Below are 17,540 nucleotides of genomic sequence, written 5' to 3'. Positions count from 1 at the left end.
TTAAAGTCCGCTTACGGCAACTAAAGCCAAAGGATTATAAGCACCATTTTTTAAGGCATACATTTGACCATTAACCTCCTGATAAAACTCCATACCTAAAGCAAGAAAAAGAGGTTTAATGCTATTAGCTGTAACAGTATTAACGTGATTAATAGCTACTGTCAGAGTCATATTCCAAGGCAATGGAGCGGTCTCCTTACTAGCAGAAACAAACGTTTCAGCCTCAAAATCAACCTCACTACCTCCTGAAATTATTTTAAAATGAGTCGTTCCAGAAGGAGCAGAAATCATAGTTGAAGGCACAAAAGGAGCAATAGTGATTGATAATTCACCACTAACACGATCAATGTTTTTAACATACGGTACAAAGAGACAGGAACCTAAAGTACTGTTAATATTAAAATCAAATCCGTTAAGTAACTCTGCTTCGCCGTCAATTACATTTCGCAAACCGCGTATGCTGGTAGTGTCGGCTTGAATAACCTTAATCATAGACTGAGTCAAACGGCTCACCATTCTACTGTCAGAAGAGTTCAAAAGCAAGGTACGGAGCGATAATCGTAACGTTTTACCTGCCTTTCCAGCTCTCCCAAATTCAGATCCATTTTCACGAGTACGTTGAAAAGCAGGATCATTTGCAATTCTTTTAGCATCAAGCCCCCCTTTTTCTCGTGCCAAATGTCCATCCTTAGTCTTGTAAAAAGTAATATCACCGATAGTACCTCTTAATTTAATAATACCTTTTTGCTGGGCCATAATTTTTAATTGTTAAATGTAGATGTATAAAATGTTAGGTACATTTTTTCAAACCTGATAAAACCAATTTCGATGCATCTAAAAGCGGATTTAAAGTACAAATATTTCTATAATTAATTAAAAATCAAAGCAGTAGGGTTCGAAAAAGACCATAAAGGACCAATACGATCATAACGGCCTATTTTGACACAACACAATTCTGTATTTCATTGGGAAATATTGTTCCATAACTTTTATCAAGCCACATTTTAATACCAATTAACAATGCCTATTACTTTAAACCAGCTAGATTGTTTATTCCTAATCCATAAAAAAAAGGGAATTTTCCCTATCTAATTCCGTTATCTAATTCCCCTCCTTTGGAGGGGTGCCCGCCGCGGCGGGTGGGGTGGTAACTATCACACCCCAACCCCATCACATTTATCGAAGCCAAACGGTTCATCAAGGAAAAAAGAAAAATTGGATGTAACAACAAGACCCAGATCGGGTAATCTTCTGCAGTGCCAACAACCAAAACTAATAGCCAAGATGTGCACGAGCAAGTTCAATAGGTTAAGAATAATAGTTAAAAAAGTTTTTATTGTAATTACGCCAGAGAAGGGCTCGAGGGTTTACCCAAATACGCGAAGTAAACGCAACAAACGAGAGCAACAAACAAAGATTCTTCCTTCGTCAGAATGACAAATTTGGAGCGTTAAAAGTATTTTTTAATTACACTGTGCTCACGCTAGAAATAGCAAAACCGAAAACTTTATCATTATCAAACTTGACTATTGATAACGATAACATAAAATCTATTACTCATAACCCACAACCCATATACGGTATAAGCGATAATAAAAACCTTAGTGGCTTAGCGCCTTAGTGGCTAAACACCAACTTTCTTTCGCATAACCCATACGGTATAACGAAAATAAAAACCTTAGTGGCTTAGCGCCTTAGTGGCTAAACACCAACTTTCTTTCGCATAACATAAAACCTATTACTCATAACCCATACGGTATAACGAAAATAAAAACCTTAGCGTCTTAGTGGCTAAACACCAACTTTCTTTCGCATAACCCATACCGTATAACGAAAATAAAAAACCTTAGTGGCTTAGCGCCTTAGTGGCTAAACACAAACTTTCTTTCGCATAACATAAAACCTATTAATCATAACCCATACCGTATAACGAAAATAAAAACCTTAGTGGCTTAGCGCCTTAGTGGCTAAACACAAACTTTCTTTCGCATAACATAAAACCTATTAATCATAACCCATACCGTATAACGAAAATAAAAACCTTAGTGGCTTAGTGCCTTAGTGGCTAAACACAAACTTTCTTTCGCATAACATAAAACCTATTAATCATAACCCATACCGTATAACGAAAATAAAAACCTTAGTGCCTTAGTGGCTAAACACAAACTTTCTTTCGCATAACATAAAACCTATTAATCATAACCCATACCGTATAACGAAAATAAAAACCTTAGTGCCTTAGTGGTTAAACAAAAACTTGCTTACGCATAACGTAAAACTGATAACCCATAACCTTAATCATCCAAAACAAATTACAATATTCAGTAGTAACACCACATACATAATAAGTATTTCCTTATTAAATAATATTCCATAACTTTGAAAAGCACATACTGCTGCTGCAAATCAAAGTAGAGATACTAGCAGGCAAAAGCATGGATAAAGCATAGATAAAGCATGAAAACAGAACTGAAAAGAGTATGTATTTACCCGAAAGACGTTCAGCGGATCACAGGCAAAAGTTATCGATATGCTCGATTACTTTTAATAACTATTAAAAAGCAGTTAGACAAACAAGATCATCAGTTCGTGAGCATTGAAGAGTTTTGTTTGTATACAGGCTTAAAATTAGAACTGGTACAACCGCTAATATTGGGTTAAAATTTTGAGAAAAAAAACTCATATTAGTTTATTTGCAACAGATAAACCAGTTCAAAAACCAGTTCAAGCAAACATTGATTCTCCAATTAAATAGGCAGTGTAGTAGTGTTAATTTACAAAACAATAAAAGTCATAAGTCACTTAGGGGATCAGGTAGAACTAGCAAGGTTTTAATTAGTAATTGAGAATTTTATTTTTGTAAATAAGGTTTTATATCTTTTTTTTAAATGAATAAACAATTTTTGCTTGTCTAGAGGAATAGTTAATTTATTAACTATTTTTGCAGAAGTAGGATCAGACAAGTATAATCCTAAAAATAGCTTTTATCGATCCTATGAAAAAGTTATTTATAGTGTTGTTTAAGTAAAAAGCGCTTTTTAAAGCCTTGTAAGAACCATTGCAACATTAATGTAGTGTAAGGAATAAGTGTAACTACCAATGTTGATAGGAGCAAAATGAAAAAAAGAAGATGAAAAAAAGAATACTAGTTACAGGAGCGAATGGACAATTGGGTTCAGAGCTGAGACAAATAGCCAAAAGTAAAACACAATTCGATTGGATTTTTACGGATTACCAAGAATTGGATCTGTGTGATTTAAATAGTTTAGAGTCTAAACTAACGGAAATAAATCCGCAAATCATTATTAATTGCGCTGCACATACTGCTGTTGATAAAGCAGAAACGGAAGTGGAACTTTCGGATGTATTGAATCATCAGTCGGTAGCGATTTTGGCTAAATGGAGTAAGGCGAATGATTGTAAATTAATACACGTTTCTACAGATTATGTTTTCGACGGAAACTCAGCCGTGCCGCTGACCGAAACAGCACAAACGAATCCTATTAATGTATATGGGGTTACTAAATTAGCAGGTGAAAAAGCAGTTTTGGAGCAAAACCCAAATGCAATAATTATACGTACTTCGTGGGTATATTCAAGCTTCGGAAATAATTTTGTTAAAACCATGTCTCGACTAATGCAAGAAAGGGACAGTCTAAATGTGGTTAATGATCAAATAGGAAGTCCTACCTACGCAGCTGATTTAGCACAAGCCATTATGACAATCGTCGAACATAAAAATTGGCAACCTGGTATTTATAATTTTTCGAATCAAGGTGAAATTAGTTGGTATGAATTTGCTTTAGCGATTCAAGAAATAGGTGGATTTAATTGTGAAGTTGGCGGAATTCCCGCTTCAAATTATCCCACACCTGCTAAACGTCCAGCTTATTCTTTATTGGATAAAAGTAAAATAAAAGCTACTTTTGGCGTCGTAGTACCAGAGTATAAAGAAAGTTTAAGGAAATGTATGGAATTATTATAAATTCTAAAGAAACAATTCGTAAGAATTCGGGAAAATTCACAAAAAAAAAGAAATGAAAAAGATTTTAATCACCGGTGGTGCCGGCTTTATAGGTTCGCATGTTGTCAGACGTTTTGTAAATAAATATCCAGAATATCAGATCTTTAATTTGGATGCTTTAACCTATGCGGGAAATTTAGAAAACATCACAGATATTGAAAACGCTCCAAATTACACCTTTATAAAAGGAGATATTGTAGATGCCACTTTTATAGATGCCCTTTTTAGGGAACATCAATTTGATGGGGTGTTACATCTTGCTGCAGAGTCTCATGTGGATCGTTCCATCACTGATCCATTATCTTTTGTGAAAACAAATGTGATTGGAACCGTAAATTTGTTAAACGCTGCCAAAATGATCTGGAAGGACAATAGCAAGGACAAGCGTTTTTACCACATCAGTACCGATGAAGTGTATGGTAGCTTAGGTGCAGAAGGGTTGTTTACAGAAACTACGGCCTATGATCCTAACTCTCCTTACTCTGCTTCAAAAGCAAGTTCGGACCATTTTGTGAGAGCCTATGGAGAAACCTATGATTTTCCGTATGTCTTGACAAACTGCTCGAATAATTACGGTCCTTTTCATTTCCCTGAAAAATTGATTCCGTTATTTATCAACAATATTATCCAGAATAAACCTTTGCCAGTATATGGCGATGGAAAATATACCCGCGATTGGCTGTTTGTAGAAGATCATGCTGTAGCGATCGATTTAGTTTTTCACGAAGGAGTGAACCACGACACTTATAATATTGGGGGCTTCAATGAATGGCAGAACATTGATTTGGTTAAATTACTGTGCAAAATAATGGATGAAAAGTTAGGGAGAGCTGTAGGAACTTCAGAACAATTGATTGCCTATGTAAAAGACCGTCCAGGACATGATTTGCGTTATGCTATTGATGCATCAAAAATAAATAAAGAATTGGGTTGGAAACCTTCTGTTACATTTGAACAAGGATTAGAAAAAACGGTAAATTGGTATCTGGAAAACGAGATCTGGTTGAACAACATTACTTCTGGGGAATACGCAACTTATTACAAAAAACAATATTCATAATGTTTTTAATCTTGGTTAAAAACAGTTGAATTATGAAGTGATAAATTTTTAAAAACAGGTTTTTTATAAATTATTATTTTATCCTCCATAAAAGTTCTGAGTCTAAAAAAAAACTTTGAGTCTTAGTGCCTTTGTGGCAAAAAAAAAGCAAACAATTATGAAAGGAATTATATTAGCCGGAGGTTCAGGTACACGCTTACACCCACTCACCTTGGCGATGAGTAAGCAAATGATGCCGGTTTACGACAAACCGATGATTTATTATCCGCTATCAACTTTGATGATGGCAGGAATAAACGAAATATTAATTATTTCGACGCCACATGATTTGCCCAATTTCAAAAAATTGTTAGGCGATGGAAGTGCAATTGGATGCAAATTCAGTTATGCAGAGCAAGCAATTCCTAATGGATTGGCTCAAGCTTTTGTCATAGGAGAAGAATTTATAGGCAAGGATAGTGTAGCCTTAGTTTTAGGCGATAATATTTTCTTTGGTGCCAATATGGACCAATTGCTTAAATCGAACACGAAGCCGGATGGAGGAGTGGTTTTTGCATATCATGTTTCAGATCCCGAGCGATACGGTGTGGTAGAATTTGACAAAGAGCTAAACGCACTGTCTATTGAAGAAAAACCCTCAATGCCTAAATCAAATTATGCAGTACCAGGGTTGTATTTTTATGATAATTCAGTAGTTGAAATTGCCAAAAACATTAAACCAAGTGCTCGTGGCGAATATGAAATCACGGATGTAAATAAAGTGTATTTAGAGAAAGGAGCTTTGAAGGTAGGTATTTTAAGCAGAGGGACAGCTTGGTTGGATACCGGAACTTTTAATAGCTTGATGCAAGCAGGACAGTTTGTTCAGGTAATAGAAGAACGTCAAGGCTTGAAAGTAGGCTGTATTGAAGAAATTGCTTGGAGACAAGGTTTTATAAATGAAAAACAATTAAAGGATCTTGCAGAACCCTTATTGAAATCAGGTTATGGTGAATATCTATTGAGCTTGTTAAAACATAAGTTATAAAACAAATAAGTAAGGTTGTTTTTCAGCCTAAAATTAAAAGCCTAAAAACAAAACTCAAAAAATGGAATACATTGTTTTATTTATTTTGTTTATTGCCATTGAACTAATCTATTTTAAAATTGCAGACAAGTTCGATATAATAGACAAACCAAATGCAAGATCTTCACATACCGCTGTTACTTTAAGAGGAGGAGGTATAATATTTCCAGTAGCTGTAATTATTGCTTGTTTTTTAGGATATGTTTCTTGGGAAATCGCTGTTGCGGTAACCTTGGTGGGAATCATTAGTTTTATTGACGACATTAAGCCATTATCCCAATGGCCAAGATTCGCATCTCACGTTATTGCTGTAGGCTTAGTTTTTTACGATTTGAATTTGTTCTCTGAAGCTATATGGCTACTTCCTATTATTTTTATATTAATGATAGGATGGATGAATGCCTTTAATTTTATGGATGGAATTAACGGAATAACTGTGCTGTATTCATTAATTGCAATACTAAGTTTTGCTATTTTACCCGTTAACCAAGTCGATTTACCTTTGTTAATTACAATGGGTTTATCTGGTTTGGTTTTCGGAATCTTCAATGTACGTAAAAAGGCTAAAACATTTGCAGGAGATGTAGGCAGTATAAGTATGGCGCTTTTTTTAGGATTTTTAATGATAAAGACTATTATTGAAACCCAGCAACTTGGATTCATACTTTTCTTCTCTGTATATGGCATTGATGCAGTAATTACCATTATAAATCGATTAACTAAAAGAGAGAATATATTTCAAGCGCACCGCTCGCATTTATACCAATATTTAGCGAATGAGAAAGGTTTTCCGCAGGTTTTAGTAGCTATTTCGTATGCTCTTATTCAGTTGTTTATAAATGTAAGTGTTATTTACATGGATAAAATCGGGTGTCTCTCCACTTATGTAGTTGGTTTGTTGCTTGCTTCTTTTGCCTTAATATATATAGTAATACGAAAACTAGTACTACGTCAAATAGATATTAAATAAGTATAGTTATTTATTTTTGACAGAACTGAATCTAAAAAATAATGAGAAAGAGAGTTTTTGATGTTTTTATTTCAATAGCGATCCTTTCTCTATTTTTTTGGATATTATTGTTATGCTGGTTAATAGCGATCTTAGATACCAAAAGCAATGGTGTTTTTATACAAGAACGCATAGGTCAATTTGGTAAGGTTTTTAAAATATATAAATTTCGCACTATTAATATTAATAATAATTCCGGAAAGATTATTATTAATAGAATGGGTCGCATACTTCGCAAATATAAATTGGATGAGTTGCCACAAATATTTAATGTTATAAAAGGCGAAATGAGTATAGTGGGTCCTAGACCTGATATAATTGGTTACTACAATTTATTGGAAGGCGAGAATAGAAAAATTTTAGAACTGAAACCAGGACTAACTGGTGTAGCTTCTTTAAAATATTTTCAAGAAGAAGCATTGCTTAAGAATAAGGAAAATTCATTGTTATTTAATGATGAGGTTATTTATCCAGATAAAGTGAAAATGAATTTAGAATATTATTACAATCACAGTCTTTCGGGTGATATGCGTATTATTATAAAGACAATACAACTAGTCATATTTAGAAAATAAATAGCATAAAATATGTTTTGAATCTATCTAAAAAATGTTAAACAGAATAAATGAACTTGAATGGAAAAAGATAAAATTTGGCTCTTAAAACCCAATATGGGTGGAGGGGAACTCAAGTATATTCAAGAAGCATTTGATAGTAATTGGATTGCTCCTGCAGGTTCTAATCTTGCTTTTTTTGAAAATGAATTAGAAGATTATTTAGGTTGTAAACAGGTTGTAGCTTTAAATTCTGGCACAGCAGCAATTCATCTTGGTTTAATTCTTTTGGATGTTCAACTAGGCGATTTGGTTCTTTGTCAAAGCATGACTTTTTCAGCTTCAGCTAATCCCATTGTTTATTTAGGTGCTGTTCCTGTTTTTATTGATAGTGAGCTTGATACGTATAATTTATGCCCAATAGCGCTTGAGGAAGCCATAATAAATTGTATTACTTCAGGTAAAAAGCCCAAAGCAATAATTGCCGTTGCCTTGTATGGAGTTCCATATAAAATTGAGGAAATAAGATATCTTGCCGATAAATATGATATTCCAATATTAGAAGATAGTGCAGAAGCGCTAGGAAGTAGTCATAAAGGTAAAATGTGTGGCACTTTTGGCGACTTAGGGGTTTTGTCATTTAATGGAAGTAAAATGATTACTACATCGGGTGGAGGAGCGTTGATTGCTTCCTCTAAAATGTTGAAAAATAAAGCAATTTTTTTGGCAACACAAGCAAGAGATGATGCACCACATTATCAGCATAGTGAAATTGGTTATAACTATAGAATGAGTAATATTTGTGCAGGTATCGGACGTGGACAAATGGAAATACTAAACGAACATCTCCAATTAAAGAAAGCAATACATAATTTTTATTTAAACTTGTTTAAACATATTGATGGAGTCAGTGTTTTTGAGGTTCCTAACTCTAATTTTTCTGCTAATTATTGGTTAAATACAATTCTAATTAATCCATTACGAACAAAAGGAATAAATAGAGAAATGCTGCGATTAGCATTTATTAAAGAAAATATAGAGTCACGACCGTTGTGGAAACCATTGCATTTACAGCCTATTTTTAGTAAGTATACCTATTTTGGAAAGAAAAATGCGGAATCCATTTTTGAAAATGGTCTTTGCCTTCCATCAGGTCCTATTATTACAGAAAATGAAAAAGAAAGAATTCAACTTGTTGTTAATGAATTGTTTAATTGTAGATAAAACGTTGTCAAAAAAAAATAGTATTTAGGCTTCGGTACCAGAATTAATTGCATACGGCTAGTTTTCAGACAGAAATATTTAAATCTTACAAATTAAATAAATAAGATTTTTTTTTCACTTCATTAAATGTTATTTTTGAAGTATTGAAAAGAACTAATTTTAAAAAAAAGAATACTTTGAGTACCAATAAAAAATTTGATTTAAAAGCCTTAACTTCTCTGTTCTTTTCTAGAGAAAATCTAAAGTTTAACATTCATAATTTAGGATATTTACCACGATGGGTAATTATTCTAATCGATATATCCGTGCTTTTGTTAGCATTCTTTTTTACAATTCTTATTTTTAGAGGGACAGGACTGAACTATATTATTACTACTCATATTTTTATTTTTACATCACTTTTCTTTGCGGTAAATATATTTTTTTTCTGGTTGTTCAGGACATATTCAGGAATTATTAGGCACTCGTCCTATATTGATGCGGTAAAGATTTTGTTTTCTCAAATAGGAGTCCTTCTCGTATTCCTTTTTATAAACTTTCTATATGAGTTTTTGTATGGAGCTAAGGTTTTTTTAAACACTGCTTTCTTTATTAATGTCGTACTATCTTTTTGTGGGCTTTTTGTTTACAGAGTAATAATAAAACAAACTTTTGAACTTTATTTTTCAGAAATAGGTAAGGAAAAATTATCACGTACGATTATATATGGTACAGATGCCAACGCTATTTCAGTTGCCAACGCACTAAAATTTGAAACGCCAAGTCGATTTAAGATTGTTGGTTTTGTAGATAAAAACAATCAGAACGCCTCTAAAAGGATGTTAGATTTGCCTATACTGGTTCAAAAGAAAAAACTACCTACTTTAATGCGCTCTATAGGTGCAGAAGCGGTGATTATAGCAGATAAAAGTTTAACAAAAGAAGAACAATTGGTTATCATTGATCAATGTTTAGAATTCAATTACAAAGTATACATCGTACCTTTGATTACCAACTGGGAAAACCAAAAAGAAATCTCTCAAAAAGTAAAAACAATACAAATTGAGGATTTGTTAGACAGAAAACCAATTGTACTTGACAGCAAACTAATTTCAAAACAATTAAAAGAAAAAACGATTTTAATTACTGGTGCTGCCGGTTCGATAGGAAGTGAAATAGCAAGACAAGTTTTACTTTTTAAACCTAAAAAAATTATTCTTTTAGATCAAGCAGAAACTCCTTTGCATCATTTGCAATTAGAAACAGAACTTTTAAACTCGACTACAAAAATTATTTCTTTAGTGGCAGATATAAGAAATAAAGAGGCGATGAATACTGTTTTTAAAAAATACACACCACAAGTTGTTTTTCATGCAGCTGCATATAAACATGTGCCTTTGATGGAGCAAAATCCTTCACAAGCTATTCTGACAAATATTGAAGGGACGAAAAATATAGCAGATTTATCATGTTTGTATAAAGTCAATAAATTTGTAATGGTTTCTACAGATAAGGCTGTGAATCCGAGTAATGTTATGGGAGCTAGCAAAAGAATAGCCGAAAAATACGTACAATCATTACATGCTGCAAATCAGAAAATAGAAGGAGAAAAGGTTACAAAATTTATCACGACTCGTTTTGGAAATGTATTAGGATCTAATGGATCTGTAGTGCCTTTATTCACTAAACAAATTGCAGCAGGTGGCCCCGTTACCATCACACATGCAGACATAATTAGATATTTTATGACTATTCCTGAGGCTTGTCAATTAGTTTTAGAGGCAGGTGCAATGGGGAACGGAGGCGAAATTTATATTTTTGACATGGGAAAACCGGTTAAAATTATAGATTTAGCGAGAAAGATGATTAAACTAGCTGGTTTTATCCCTGAAAAGGATATTAAAATTAAAATAGTTGGTTTAAGGCCTGGTGAGAAATTATATGAAGAATTACTAAATGATACTTCAAAAACATTGCCTACTTATCATGAAAAAATTATGATTGCCGAAGACATTCAAGATGATTTTGAAACGTTAAAAAAGGATATCGACGATTTGATTCATAAAGCTAATTTCTTCGGGAAAGAAGATGTTGTCATGCAGATGAAAAAAATTGTTCCCGAATTTAAAAGTATGAATTCTACATTTCAATTGTTAGATAAATAAGAGAAAAATAAAAATTGTTACACAGTGAAGTTCACAGAGTTTTTTCTTTGTGAACTTTTTTTATTTTTGAAAAGAGTTAATGTATTGTTGTTTTATTAAATAGCAAGAAGTAGTAATTTCAATTTATTCTAAACTCCTATATTTAAATCTTTAGAATAGAAAAATTAATAAATGCGAATTATTCAATTAATAGATTCATTAGAAGCAGGAGGTGCAGAACGCATGGCGGTCAGCTATGCTAATGCTTTGTCTAAAAAAATTGAATTTTCAGGTTTAATTGCAACTCGGAAACAAGGTCCTCTTGTAAATTTGATCGAAAAGGAAGTTGCTTATTTTTTTTTAAACAGAAAAAGTACGCTAGATATAGCTTCTTTATTTAGACTGCGTTCCTACATTAAAAACAATAATATTACAATTGTTCAGGCACATTCTTCTTCTTTCTTTTTGGCTTTTCTACTCAAATTAGTTTATCCTCGTGTACAATTAATTTGGCACGATCATTATGGGAATAGCGAATTCTTATCTAAAAGACCTACGCGAGTTTTAAGAATACTAATTCCGTTTTTTTCAGGAGTGCTAGTGGTGAATCATAATCTTAAAGATTGGTGTAAACAGCGATTAAAAATAGCAAATATTATTTTCCTTCCTAATTTTGTGGGATGTGAAAATAAAACCCCTTCGGAAACTATTTTAAAAGGAATTGCTGGTAAGAGAATAGTATGCCTTGCTAATTTAAGAAGTCAAAAAAATCATTATTTTTTGATTGAAGTAGCCGAAAAGCTAAAAATTTCTCATCCTGATTGGACTTTTCATTTGGTGGGTAAAGATTTCTTAGATGATTATTCTCGTGAAATTAAGGCTTTAATAGTCGCTTCTAATTTAGAAAAAAAGGTGTTTCTTTACGGCAGTAAGCAAGATGTTGGAAATATTATAGATCAGGCTTCCATTTGCATTCTTACCTCGAAATCAGAAGGATTACCAGTTTCACTTTTAGAATACGGTTTGCATAAAAAGCCTGTTATTGTTACTAATGTTGGCGATGTTTCTACAGTGATTCAAAAGAATGTAAATGGCTTTCTTGTAGAGTCGGATCAAATCGAGGTTTTTTATGACTCGATTGTAAAGTTGATTGCAAATGATAAATTACAAATAGACTTTGGTTTGGCACTCTACAAAACAATTGTGGAGAATTACAGGGAAGAGTCCGTGATTAAAATATATATAAATTGGTTGCAAAATAGTTGTAAATGAAAAAAGAGGATCAATCTTATCTTTATTTAATACTTTTCCATGTAGTTGTGGGCGCATTAGGATTTATAGTTCCTTTTACCTCAAAAATATATGGATATTCTATTTTTATTTTTGGACTATATTATATTATTAAAAATAAAAATAGAAATAACGAAGCGCTTATTGCAGCTGCTTATGTTGTTGGGAGTGAAGTATTCTTGAGAATGACTGATGGGAATCCGCTGTATGAGATTTCTAAGTATGGTGTGATTGTTTTTATTTTATTAGGAATGTATTTTAGTAGTTTTTCTAAACAAGCTCTCCCATATTGGATATTTCTTCTTCTATTAGTTCCTAGTATTATTATTTCTACTTATGCCTTAAATTTTGATACAAATATTCGTAAAGCAATCGCTTTTAATATTTCAGGTCCCGTTTGTCTAGGAGTAGCTTCTTTATATACTATGGGAAGGAAAATTTCATTAGATGAAATAAATACGGTTTTACTCAGTATGGGCTTGCCTATCTTAAGTTGTGTGATATATTTAATTTTATACACACCCAATCTTCAAGAAGTCATAACAGGTACAGAATCTAATTTTGAAACCTCTGGAGGTTTTGGCCCTAACCAAGTAGCTACTATTTTGGGATTAGGAATGTTTATATTTTTTTCACGATTCATATTGGATTCTAAAACCAAATTGCAAATCATAATTAACTTATTTATTGCTCTTAATATTATGTATCGTGGGATGTTGACTTTTTCACGAGGGGGAATGATTACGGGTTTTTTAATGATTCTTTTATTACTAATATTTTTATATTTTAAATCAAATCAAGCTGGAAAGTTTAAATTGAGTTATATTATGGTTTTCTTAGGTTTTGCTATGATGGCAACTTGGACCTATACTTCATTTCAAACCGACGGATTGATTAATAAACGATATTCCAATCAAGATGCCGCCGGAAGAGTCAAAGAAAGTCAATTTACGGGTCGAGAAGAAATAGCTAGAAGTGAAATTGAAATTTTTTTAAAAAATCCTATTTTTGGTGTTGGCGTAGGCAAAGGAACTGAAGTTCGTAAAGCAGAAACCGGTATAAAAGCGGCATCTCATGATGAGATAACTCGTATGCTGGCCGAACATGGTACTTTGGGGATATTTGCCTTATTGATTTTGGTAGTTACCCCTTTGGTTTTATTTTTGCAGAATAATTTCAATATGTTCTTATTATGCTTTGTTTTTTTCTGGTTTTTAACAATCAATCATGCTGCAATGAGGATAGCCGCACCTGCATTCGTTTATTCCTTAGCACTATTAAATGTGCAGTTGGGCTTACCCAAAAAACGGATTCCAAACAATTAGATCATTTTACTTTGGTTAAAAGGGATTATTAGTCTTAACTTTAGCTAAAGCCTAACCTAATATTATTATAAAAACAAACTATGTTTTCAGTAGATAAAATGCATTTTGAAATATCAGAACGAAAGATGATTTTGCGTCTTTTTGACGTTCTGTTTGTTTTGTCCGCATTATTTATTACATCAAAAGTTTTTGATTTCGATTATTTTGTGATTTCCAGTACCAATTATTATTGGACTATTGTTTTAGCAATTTACATTAATGCATTTGGTACTATTTTCGAAATGTATAATTTGCAAGTAGCGAGTAATCAGTTTCAAGTTCTAAAAAGCACGCTTATTACGGTTTCAACCACCGTATTGGTTTATCTATTAACTCCTTTTTTTTCACCACAACTACCTAGCAGTCGGCTACAAATTTTATTGTTTTTTATCGTAATGTTTTTGGCATTAGTGATTTGGCGTATGTTGTATGTTAATTTTCTGGCCTCTACCCGTTTTTTTCAGAAAGCAATATTAATATGCGACCAAGATCAAGTTCAAGAGTTGATTTTAGGACTTGAAAATATAGATCCTCATTACAAAATAATTGGTTTCGTTAATACAGATGCATTCGAGAGTGAAATAAGAGATTATCATTATGTTCAAAATATTAAGACAGAGGATTTATTTACTTTCGTGAAAGAAAATAGTGTCTCCGAAATTGTTATTGCCTCTCAAAAAACAGAAGGCATCACGCCTGAATTATACCAGCATTTATTACATTTATTAGAGTCTGGAAGTATTATTAGAGAATACACTCAAGTTTATGAAAGTAAAACGCAACGAATCCCGGTGCAATATATGTCTAGAGATTTTTACCGTTTTTTTCCATTTAGTCGAAGCAATCAAAATAAATTATACCTATTAATTGCTCGCGCTTTTGAGATTGTAATTTCGTTCTCTGGATTGCTAATCGGGTTGTTTTTATTGCCATTAATAGTGTTTGGGAATGCCATAGGAAATAGAGGACGTTTGTTTTATACACAAGAAAGAGTAGGTAAAGATGGAGTTATTTTTGAAATCTTGAAATTTCGAACTATGGTAAAAAATGCTGAAACAAATGGAGCTGTTTTCACATCATCTAATGATACAAGAATAACTGTTTTTGGCAAATTTTTACGCAAAACCAGAATAGATGAATTTCCGCAATTTGTCAATATTTTGAAAGGGGAAATGGGTGTAATTGGTCCACGTCCGGAGCGTCCTTTTTTTGTCAAAGAAATTGCCGAAATAATGCCCTTTTATGAAACTAGACATATAATTAAGCCAGGTCTTACGGGTTGGGCACAAGTAAATTATTCTTATGGAGAAACGATTGATGACAGTTTGATAAAGTTACAATACGATCTTTATTACATCAAACACCGTAGTATTTATTTAGATATGAATATTGCTTTTAAGACTATAACAACCGTTTTATTCTATAGAGGTCAATAATTGGCTCTATTTCTAAAGCTTCTTAAATGATTATGGGAATTCTCTTTTTATTTTGAATCGCTATCCTCACTAAAAGAATCCCGTTTGTAATTACTAACGGTAATACTAAAATAAAATGCACTTTGTTAATGATAAAAAACAAATAAACAACCAAGCAAATTATATTTATAAGCGCCAATCTATAAATAGCTTTTTTATCTTTTTTCCAATAAAAATAGAGTAATGCTAATAAAGAAGGGTTAAACAACAATATATTATAATTGTATCCCAATTCTAAATGTTGAGAGTAAAAGCCAACAAAAGCAAAGAAAAAACCAATTACAGCTATAATGCTGAGGTAGAATAAACTCACACTTTTTTTATTTATAAAAACGATAAACATAAGAAATAGTATATACGTATAAGGATTATTCCACCAAGAAAATGGTGTTTCATTTTTAAATTCTAATACGGTTTTGTTGATGGGAGCTAGTAAGTGATTTTGAAAAGTAGCTTTTTTGAGACTTTTTTGCAGTTCTAAAGGTAAAAAAAGTTCGGTTCCCATCTTGTCAACTTTTCTTCCAAAAATAACACTTGTTCCAAGTTTTTCATAAAAATGCCCATCGAAATAAGGGTATAAAATGGCTCTATAACTAGTATTGGTATCCTCTTTTTTTACTATAGCTTTAGTATTTAGGGTTTCATTTATGATATCCACTACCATAGAAGTACAATTTTTATCAATAAACTTATAAGTATAATGACTTTCTCCGGTAGACAAAGAAACAGTCAAGTTGTCAAATAGTTTTTGTTTCAAAGCTAGCGGAATATTGAGTTCCTGCTCATAAACAGATCTTTTTTCATATTGATATTCATTAATAAAGTCAGTATAAGAGTGGGCTACCGCAAAATACTGTAAATCTCCTTTAACGAATTTCATGACAAAATTCGGAGTATTAAAATCAAATGCGCCATAGTTATAAACGAAATCAAATGTATTTGCTGGATCTTCTACTCTTATAGCTGTATGACCAAAAAGGGAATAGGATTCATTTCCGGTTCCACATGTAATTACGCTAACATGCGCATCCTTTGAAAGAATCATGTTTTGTGCAAAACTGGTAATGGAAGTACATGAAAGTAATAGTAATAATGCAGTTGAAATTCTTTTTGCTGTAGAGAAATATTTAGACATATTAGTATGTTCTTAGCCCAAAGGGTGAAATTAATTATTATAAAACAAGTAATGTTTTTTATCTTTTTTTGAATTTATGTACATGTACAAAAATACAAAAAACACTTTCTGTATTGTAAAGTTTAAGTAAATGAATATTAATTTCTAAACATTCCCAAATCTACTTTTATTGAAAAAACATTAGAATACAATGCAGCACTTTGATTGCCTAAATCTGTTAATGCATAATCGATTTGAATCCCTTTATATTTAAATCCCAATCCAATATTGGGTTGAAAACCTATTTTTTCTGTGTAATCTAATTGTTGTACTTTCTGAAAATTACCAACTCCCGCTCTTACAAAAACTAAATCAGTATATCCAAATTCCAGCCCCAATGCAGGATCAATGCTAACTAAGTTGGTCGAAATAAGATCATTGGTTTTATTAAATTGCATGTTCATATTGGCTGCGGCCAAAATGCTATAATCGGATCTAATGATAAATTTTTTGGCTATTCCTAATTGTGCTTTAGGAGCTGTGATTTCAGTACTTTCTGGTAAATCTTGGTTTTCTCCAGGAATAGCATTCGCTATTTTTTTATATTCCTTCTCGTCAATATTCCAAACATTATAGGTTGTTGTAATATCTCGAACGAGTAGTCCAAAGTGCCAATTGTTTTTCTCAAACTGAACTCCTGCATCAAAACCAAATCCCCATGAATTTGCAAATTTTCCTATAATTCGTCTAATTACTTTGGCGTTAACTCCATATTGAAAGCCAGCAACAGGAAGTTTTCTTGCATATGAAAATGTAAAACCATAATCTGCAGCAGAAAAAAGACTGATGCGATTGTAATCAATGTTTCCTTGACTGTCAATTAATTCGGTAGTGTTTAAAATGTCGTCAACGCCAAAACGGATTAAAGAAATGCCCCATGCACTGCGATTATCTATTGGACTTGCGTAGGCTAAATAGTCATATTGTGCTATGTTAGCAAAGTAGTTGGCGTGCATAAAAGACACTTGGTGATCTTTTAATTGTACTAAACCAGCTGGATTCCAATATCCAGAATTCACATCATTTGTCCAAGCCACAACAGCATTAGACATACCCAATGCTGCAGCATCTACACCAATATTCATAAACTCATTAGAGTATTTTCGAACGCTCTGACTGTAAGTAACTATGCTACTCAAAAGCAAGAGTAATATGACGCTTTTTTTCAAAGATTTTG

The 17,540-nt window shown here is 32.5% G+C and carries 14 protein-coding genes; 11 read left to right on the top strand and 3 right to left on the bottom strand.

Annotated features, from left to right (window positions below; all coding sequences use genetic code 11):
• The gene (locus MW871_RS05985; RefSeq protein ID WP_248427937.1) at nucleotides 1-756 is read right to left on the bottom strand and encodes a hypothetical protein; all 756 of its coding nucleotides are present in this window, start codon (nucleotides 754-756) and stop codon (nucleotides 1-3) included.
• A 1,701-nt stretch (nucleotides 757-2,457) separates the two neighbouring features.
• Here MW871_RS05985 and MW871_RS05980 point away from each other — a divergent pair.
• The 11 genes from MW871_RS05980 (at nucleotide 2,458) to MW871_RS05930 (ending at nucleotide 15,150) form a co-directional block, all read left to right on the top strand.
• Nucleotides 2,458-2,661: a hypothetical protein gene (locus MW871_RS05980; RefSeq protein ID WP_188050031.1), complete on the top strand. Its 204-nt coding sequence runs from the start codon at nucleotides 2,458-2,460 to the stop codon at nucleotides 2,659-2,661.
• 469 nt (nucleotides 2,662-3,130) lie between these two features.
• Nucleotides 3,131-3,985: a dTDP-4-dehydrorhamnose reductase gene (gene rfbD, locus MW871_RS05975; protein WP_248427936.1), complete on the top strand. Its 855-nt coding sequence runs from the start codon at nucleotides 3,131-3,133 to the stop codon at nucleotides 3,983-3,985.
• A 52-nt stretch (nucleotides 3,986-4,037) separates the two neighbouring features.
• Entirely contained in the window at nucleotides 4,038-5,084 is a 1,047-nt protein-coding gene (gene rfbB, locus MW871_RS05970) for a dTDP-glucose 4,6-dehydratase (RefSeq protein WP_248427935.1), read from the top strand.
• A gap of 157 nt (nucleotides 5,085-5,241) precedes the next feature.
• On the top strand, nucleotides 5,242-6,111 hold the full coding sequence (rfbA, locus tag MW871_RS05965; protein ID WP_248427934.1) for a glucose-1-phosphate thymidylyltransferase RfbA: 870 nt from the start codon (nucleotides 5,242-5,244) through the stop codon (nucleotides 6,109-6,111).
• 61 nt (nucleotides 6,112-6,172) lie between these two features.
• Nucleotides 6,173-7,120, top strand: coding sequence for an MraY family glycosyltransferase (locus MW871_RS05960; RefSeq protein WP_248427933.1), 948 nt, complete (start codon nucleotides 6,173-6,175; stop codon nucleotides 7,118-7,120).
• Between the two features lie 41 nt (nucleotides 7,121-7,161).
• Nucleotides 7,162-7,734, top strand: coding sequence for a sugar transferase (locus tag MW871_RS05955; protein ID WP_248427932.1), 573 nt, complete (start codon nucleotides 7,162-7,164; stop codon nucleotides 7,732-7,734).
• 60 nt (nucleotides 7,735-7,794) lie between these two features.
• Nucleotides 7,795-8,937: a DegT/DnrJ/EryC1/StrS family aminotransferase gene (locus MW871_RS05950; protein ID WP_248427931.1), complete on the top strand. Its 1,143-nt coding sequence runs from the start codon at nucleotides 7,795-7,797 to the stop codon at nucleotides 8,935-8,937.
• Nucleotides 8,938-9,113: 176 nt separating this feature from the next.
• Nucleotides 9,114-11,081 (top strand): polysaccharide biosynthesis protein, encoded by a 1,968-nt coding sequence (locus tag MW871_RS05945; protein ID WP_248427930.1) that lies wholly within the window; start codon nucleotides 9,114-9,116, stop codon nucleotides 11,079-11,081.
• A gap of 171 nt (nucleotides 11,082-11,252) precedes the next feature.
• Nucleotides 11,253-12,332, top strand: coding sequence for a glycosyltransferase family 4 protein (locus MW871_RS05940; RefSeq protein ID WP_248427929.1), 1,080 nt, complete (start codon nucleotides 11,253-11,255; stop codon nucleotides 12,330-12,332).
• The gene (locus MW871_RS05935) at nucleotides 12,329-13,675 is read left to right on the top strand and encodes an O-antigen ligase family protein (RefSeq protein ID WP_248427928.1); all 1,347 of its coding nucleotides are present in this window, start codon (nucleotides 12,329-12,331) and stop codon (nucleotides 13,673-13,675) included. The genes MW871_RS05940 and MW871_RS05935 overlap by 4 nt, the downstream gene beginning before the upstream one ends.
• Nucleotides 13,676-13,755: 80 nt before the next feature.
• A complete protein-coding gene (locus MW871_RS05930; protein ID WP_248427927.1) occupies nucleotides 13,756-15,150 on the top strand; it encodes an exopolysaccharide biosynthesis polyprenyl glycosylphosphotransferase in 1,395 nt (464 codons plus the stop codon).
• Between the two features lie 22 nt (nucleotides 15,151-15,172).
• Here the strand turns inward: MW871_RS05930 and MW871_RS05925 are convergent, their stop codons facing one another.
• Both MW871_RS05925 and MW871_RS05920 read right to left on the bottom strand, forming a co-directional pair.
• On the bottom strand, nucleotides 15,173-16,324 hold the full coding sequence (locus MW871_RS05925; protein ID WP_248427926.1) for a lipoprotein N-acyltransferase Lnb domain-containing protein: 1,152 nt from the start codon (nucleotides 16,322-16,324) through the stop codon (nucleotides 15,173-15,175).
• Nucleotides 16,325-16,461: 137 nt separating this feature from the next.
• A complete protein-coding gene (locus MW871_RS05920) occupies nucleotides 16,462-17,532 on the bottom strand; it encodes a putative type IX sorting system protein PorV2 (protein ID WP_486599186.1) in 1,071 nt (356 codons plus the stop codon).
• Nucleotides 17,533-17,540: the final 8 nt, after the last annotated feature.

The sequence above is a fragment of the Flavobacterium pygoscelis genome (assembly GCF_023162025.1).
GTDB classification, from domain to species: domain Bacteria; phylum Bacteroidota; class Bacteroidia; order Flavobacteriales; family Flavobacteriaceae; genus Flavobacterium; species Flavobacterium pygoscelis.
Note: the sequence above shows the minus strand (reverse complement) of the source record. Positions and strands in the feature narration are given on the sequence as shown.

What these genes read in the sequence shown, in the direction of transcription:
- MW871_RS05925 (WP_248427926.1), bottom strand. Translation starts at nt 16,324, where the DNA reads ATGTCTAAATATTTCTCTACAGCAAAAAGAATTTCAACTGCATTATTA.
- rfbA (WP_248427934.1), top strand. Translation starts at nt 5,242, where the DNA reads ATGAAAGGAATTATATTAGCCGGAGGTTCAGGTACACGCTTACACCCA.
- MW871_RS05940 (WP_248427929.1), top strand. Translation starts at nt 11,253, where the DNA reads ATGCGAATTATTCAATTAATAGATTCATTAGAAGCAGGAGGTGCAGAA.
- MW871_RS05930 (WP_248427927.1), top strand. Translation starts at nt 13,756, where the DNA reads ATGTTTTCAGTAGATAAAATGCATTTTGAAATATCAGAACGAAAGATG.
- MW871_RS05955 (WP_248427932.1), top strand. Translation starts at nt 7,162, where the DNA reads ATGAGAAAGAGAGTTTTTGATGTTTTTATTTCAATAGCGATCCTTTCT.
- rfbD (WP_248427936.1), top strand. Translation starts at nt 3,131, where the DNA reads ATGAAAAAAAGAATACTAGTTACAGGAGCGAATGGACAATTGGGTTCA.
- rfbB (WP_248427935.1), top strand. Translation starts at nt 4,038, where the DNA reads ATGAAAAAGATTTTAATCACCGGTGGTGCCGGCTTTATAGGTTCGCAT.
- MW871_RS05950 (WP_248427931.1), top strand. Translation starts at nt 7,795, where the DNA reads ATGGAAAAAGATAAAATTTGGCTCTTAAAACCCAATATGGGTGGAGGG.
- MW871_RS05985 (WP_248427937.1), bottom strand. Translation starts at nt 756, where the DNA reads ATGGCCCAGCAAAAAGGTATTATTAAATTAAGAGGTACTATCGGTGAT.
- MW871_RS05935 (WP_248427928.1), top strand. Translation starts at nt 12,329, where the DNA reads ATGAAAAAAGAGGATCAATCTTATCTTTATTTAATACTTTTCCATGTA.
- MW871_RS05960 (WP_248427933.1), top strand. Translation starts at nt 6,173, where the DNA reads ATGGAATACATTGTTTTATTTATTTTGTTTATTGCCATTGAACTAATC.
- MW871_RS05980 (WP_188050031.1), top strand. Translation starts at nt 2,458, where the DNA reads ATGAAAACAGAACTGAAAAGAGTATGTATTTACCCGAAAGACGTTCAG.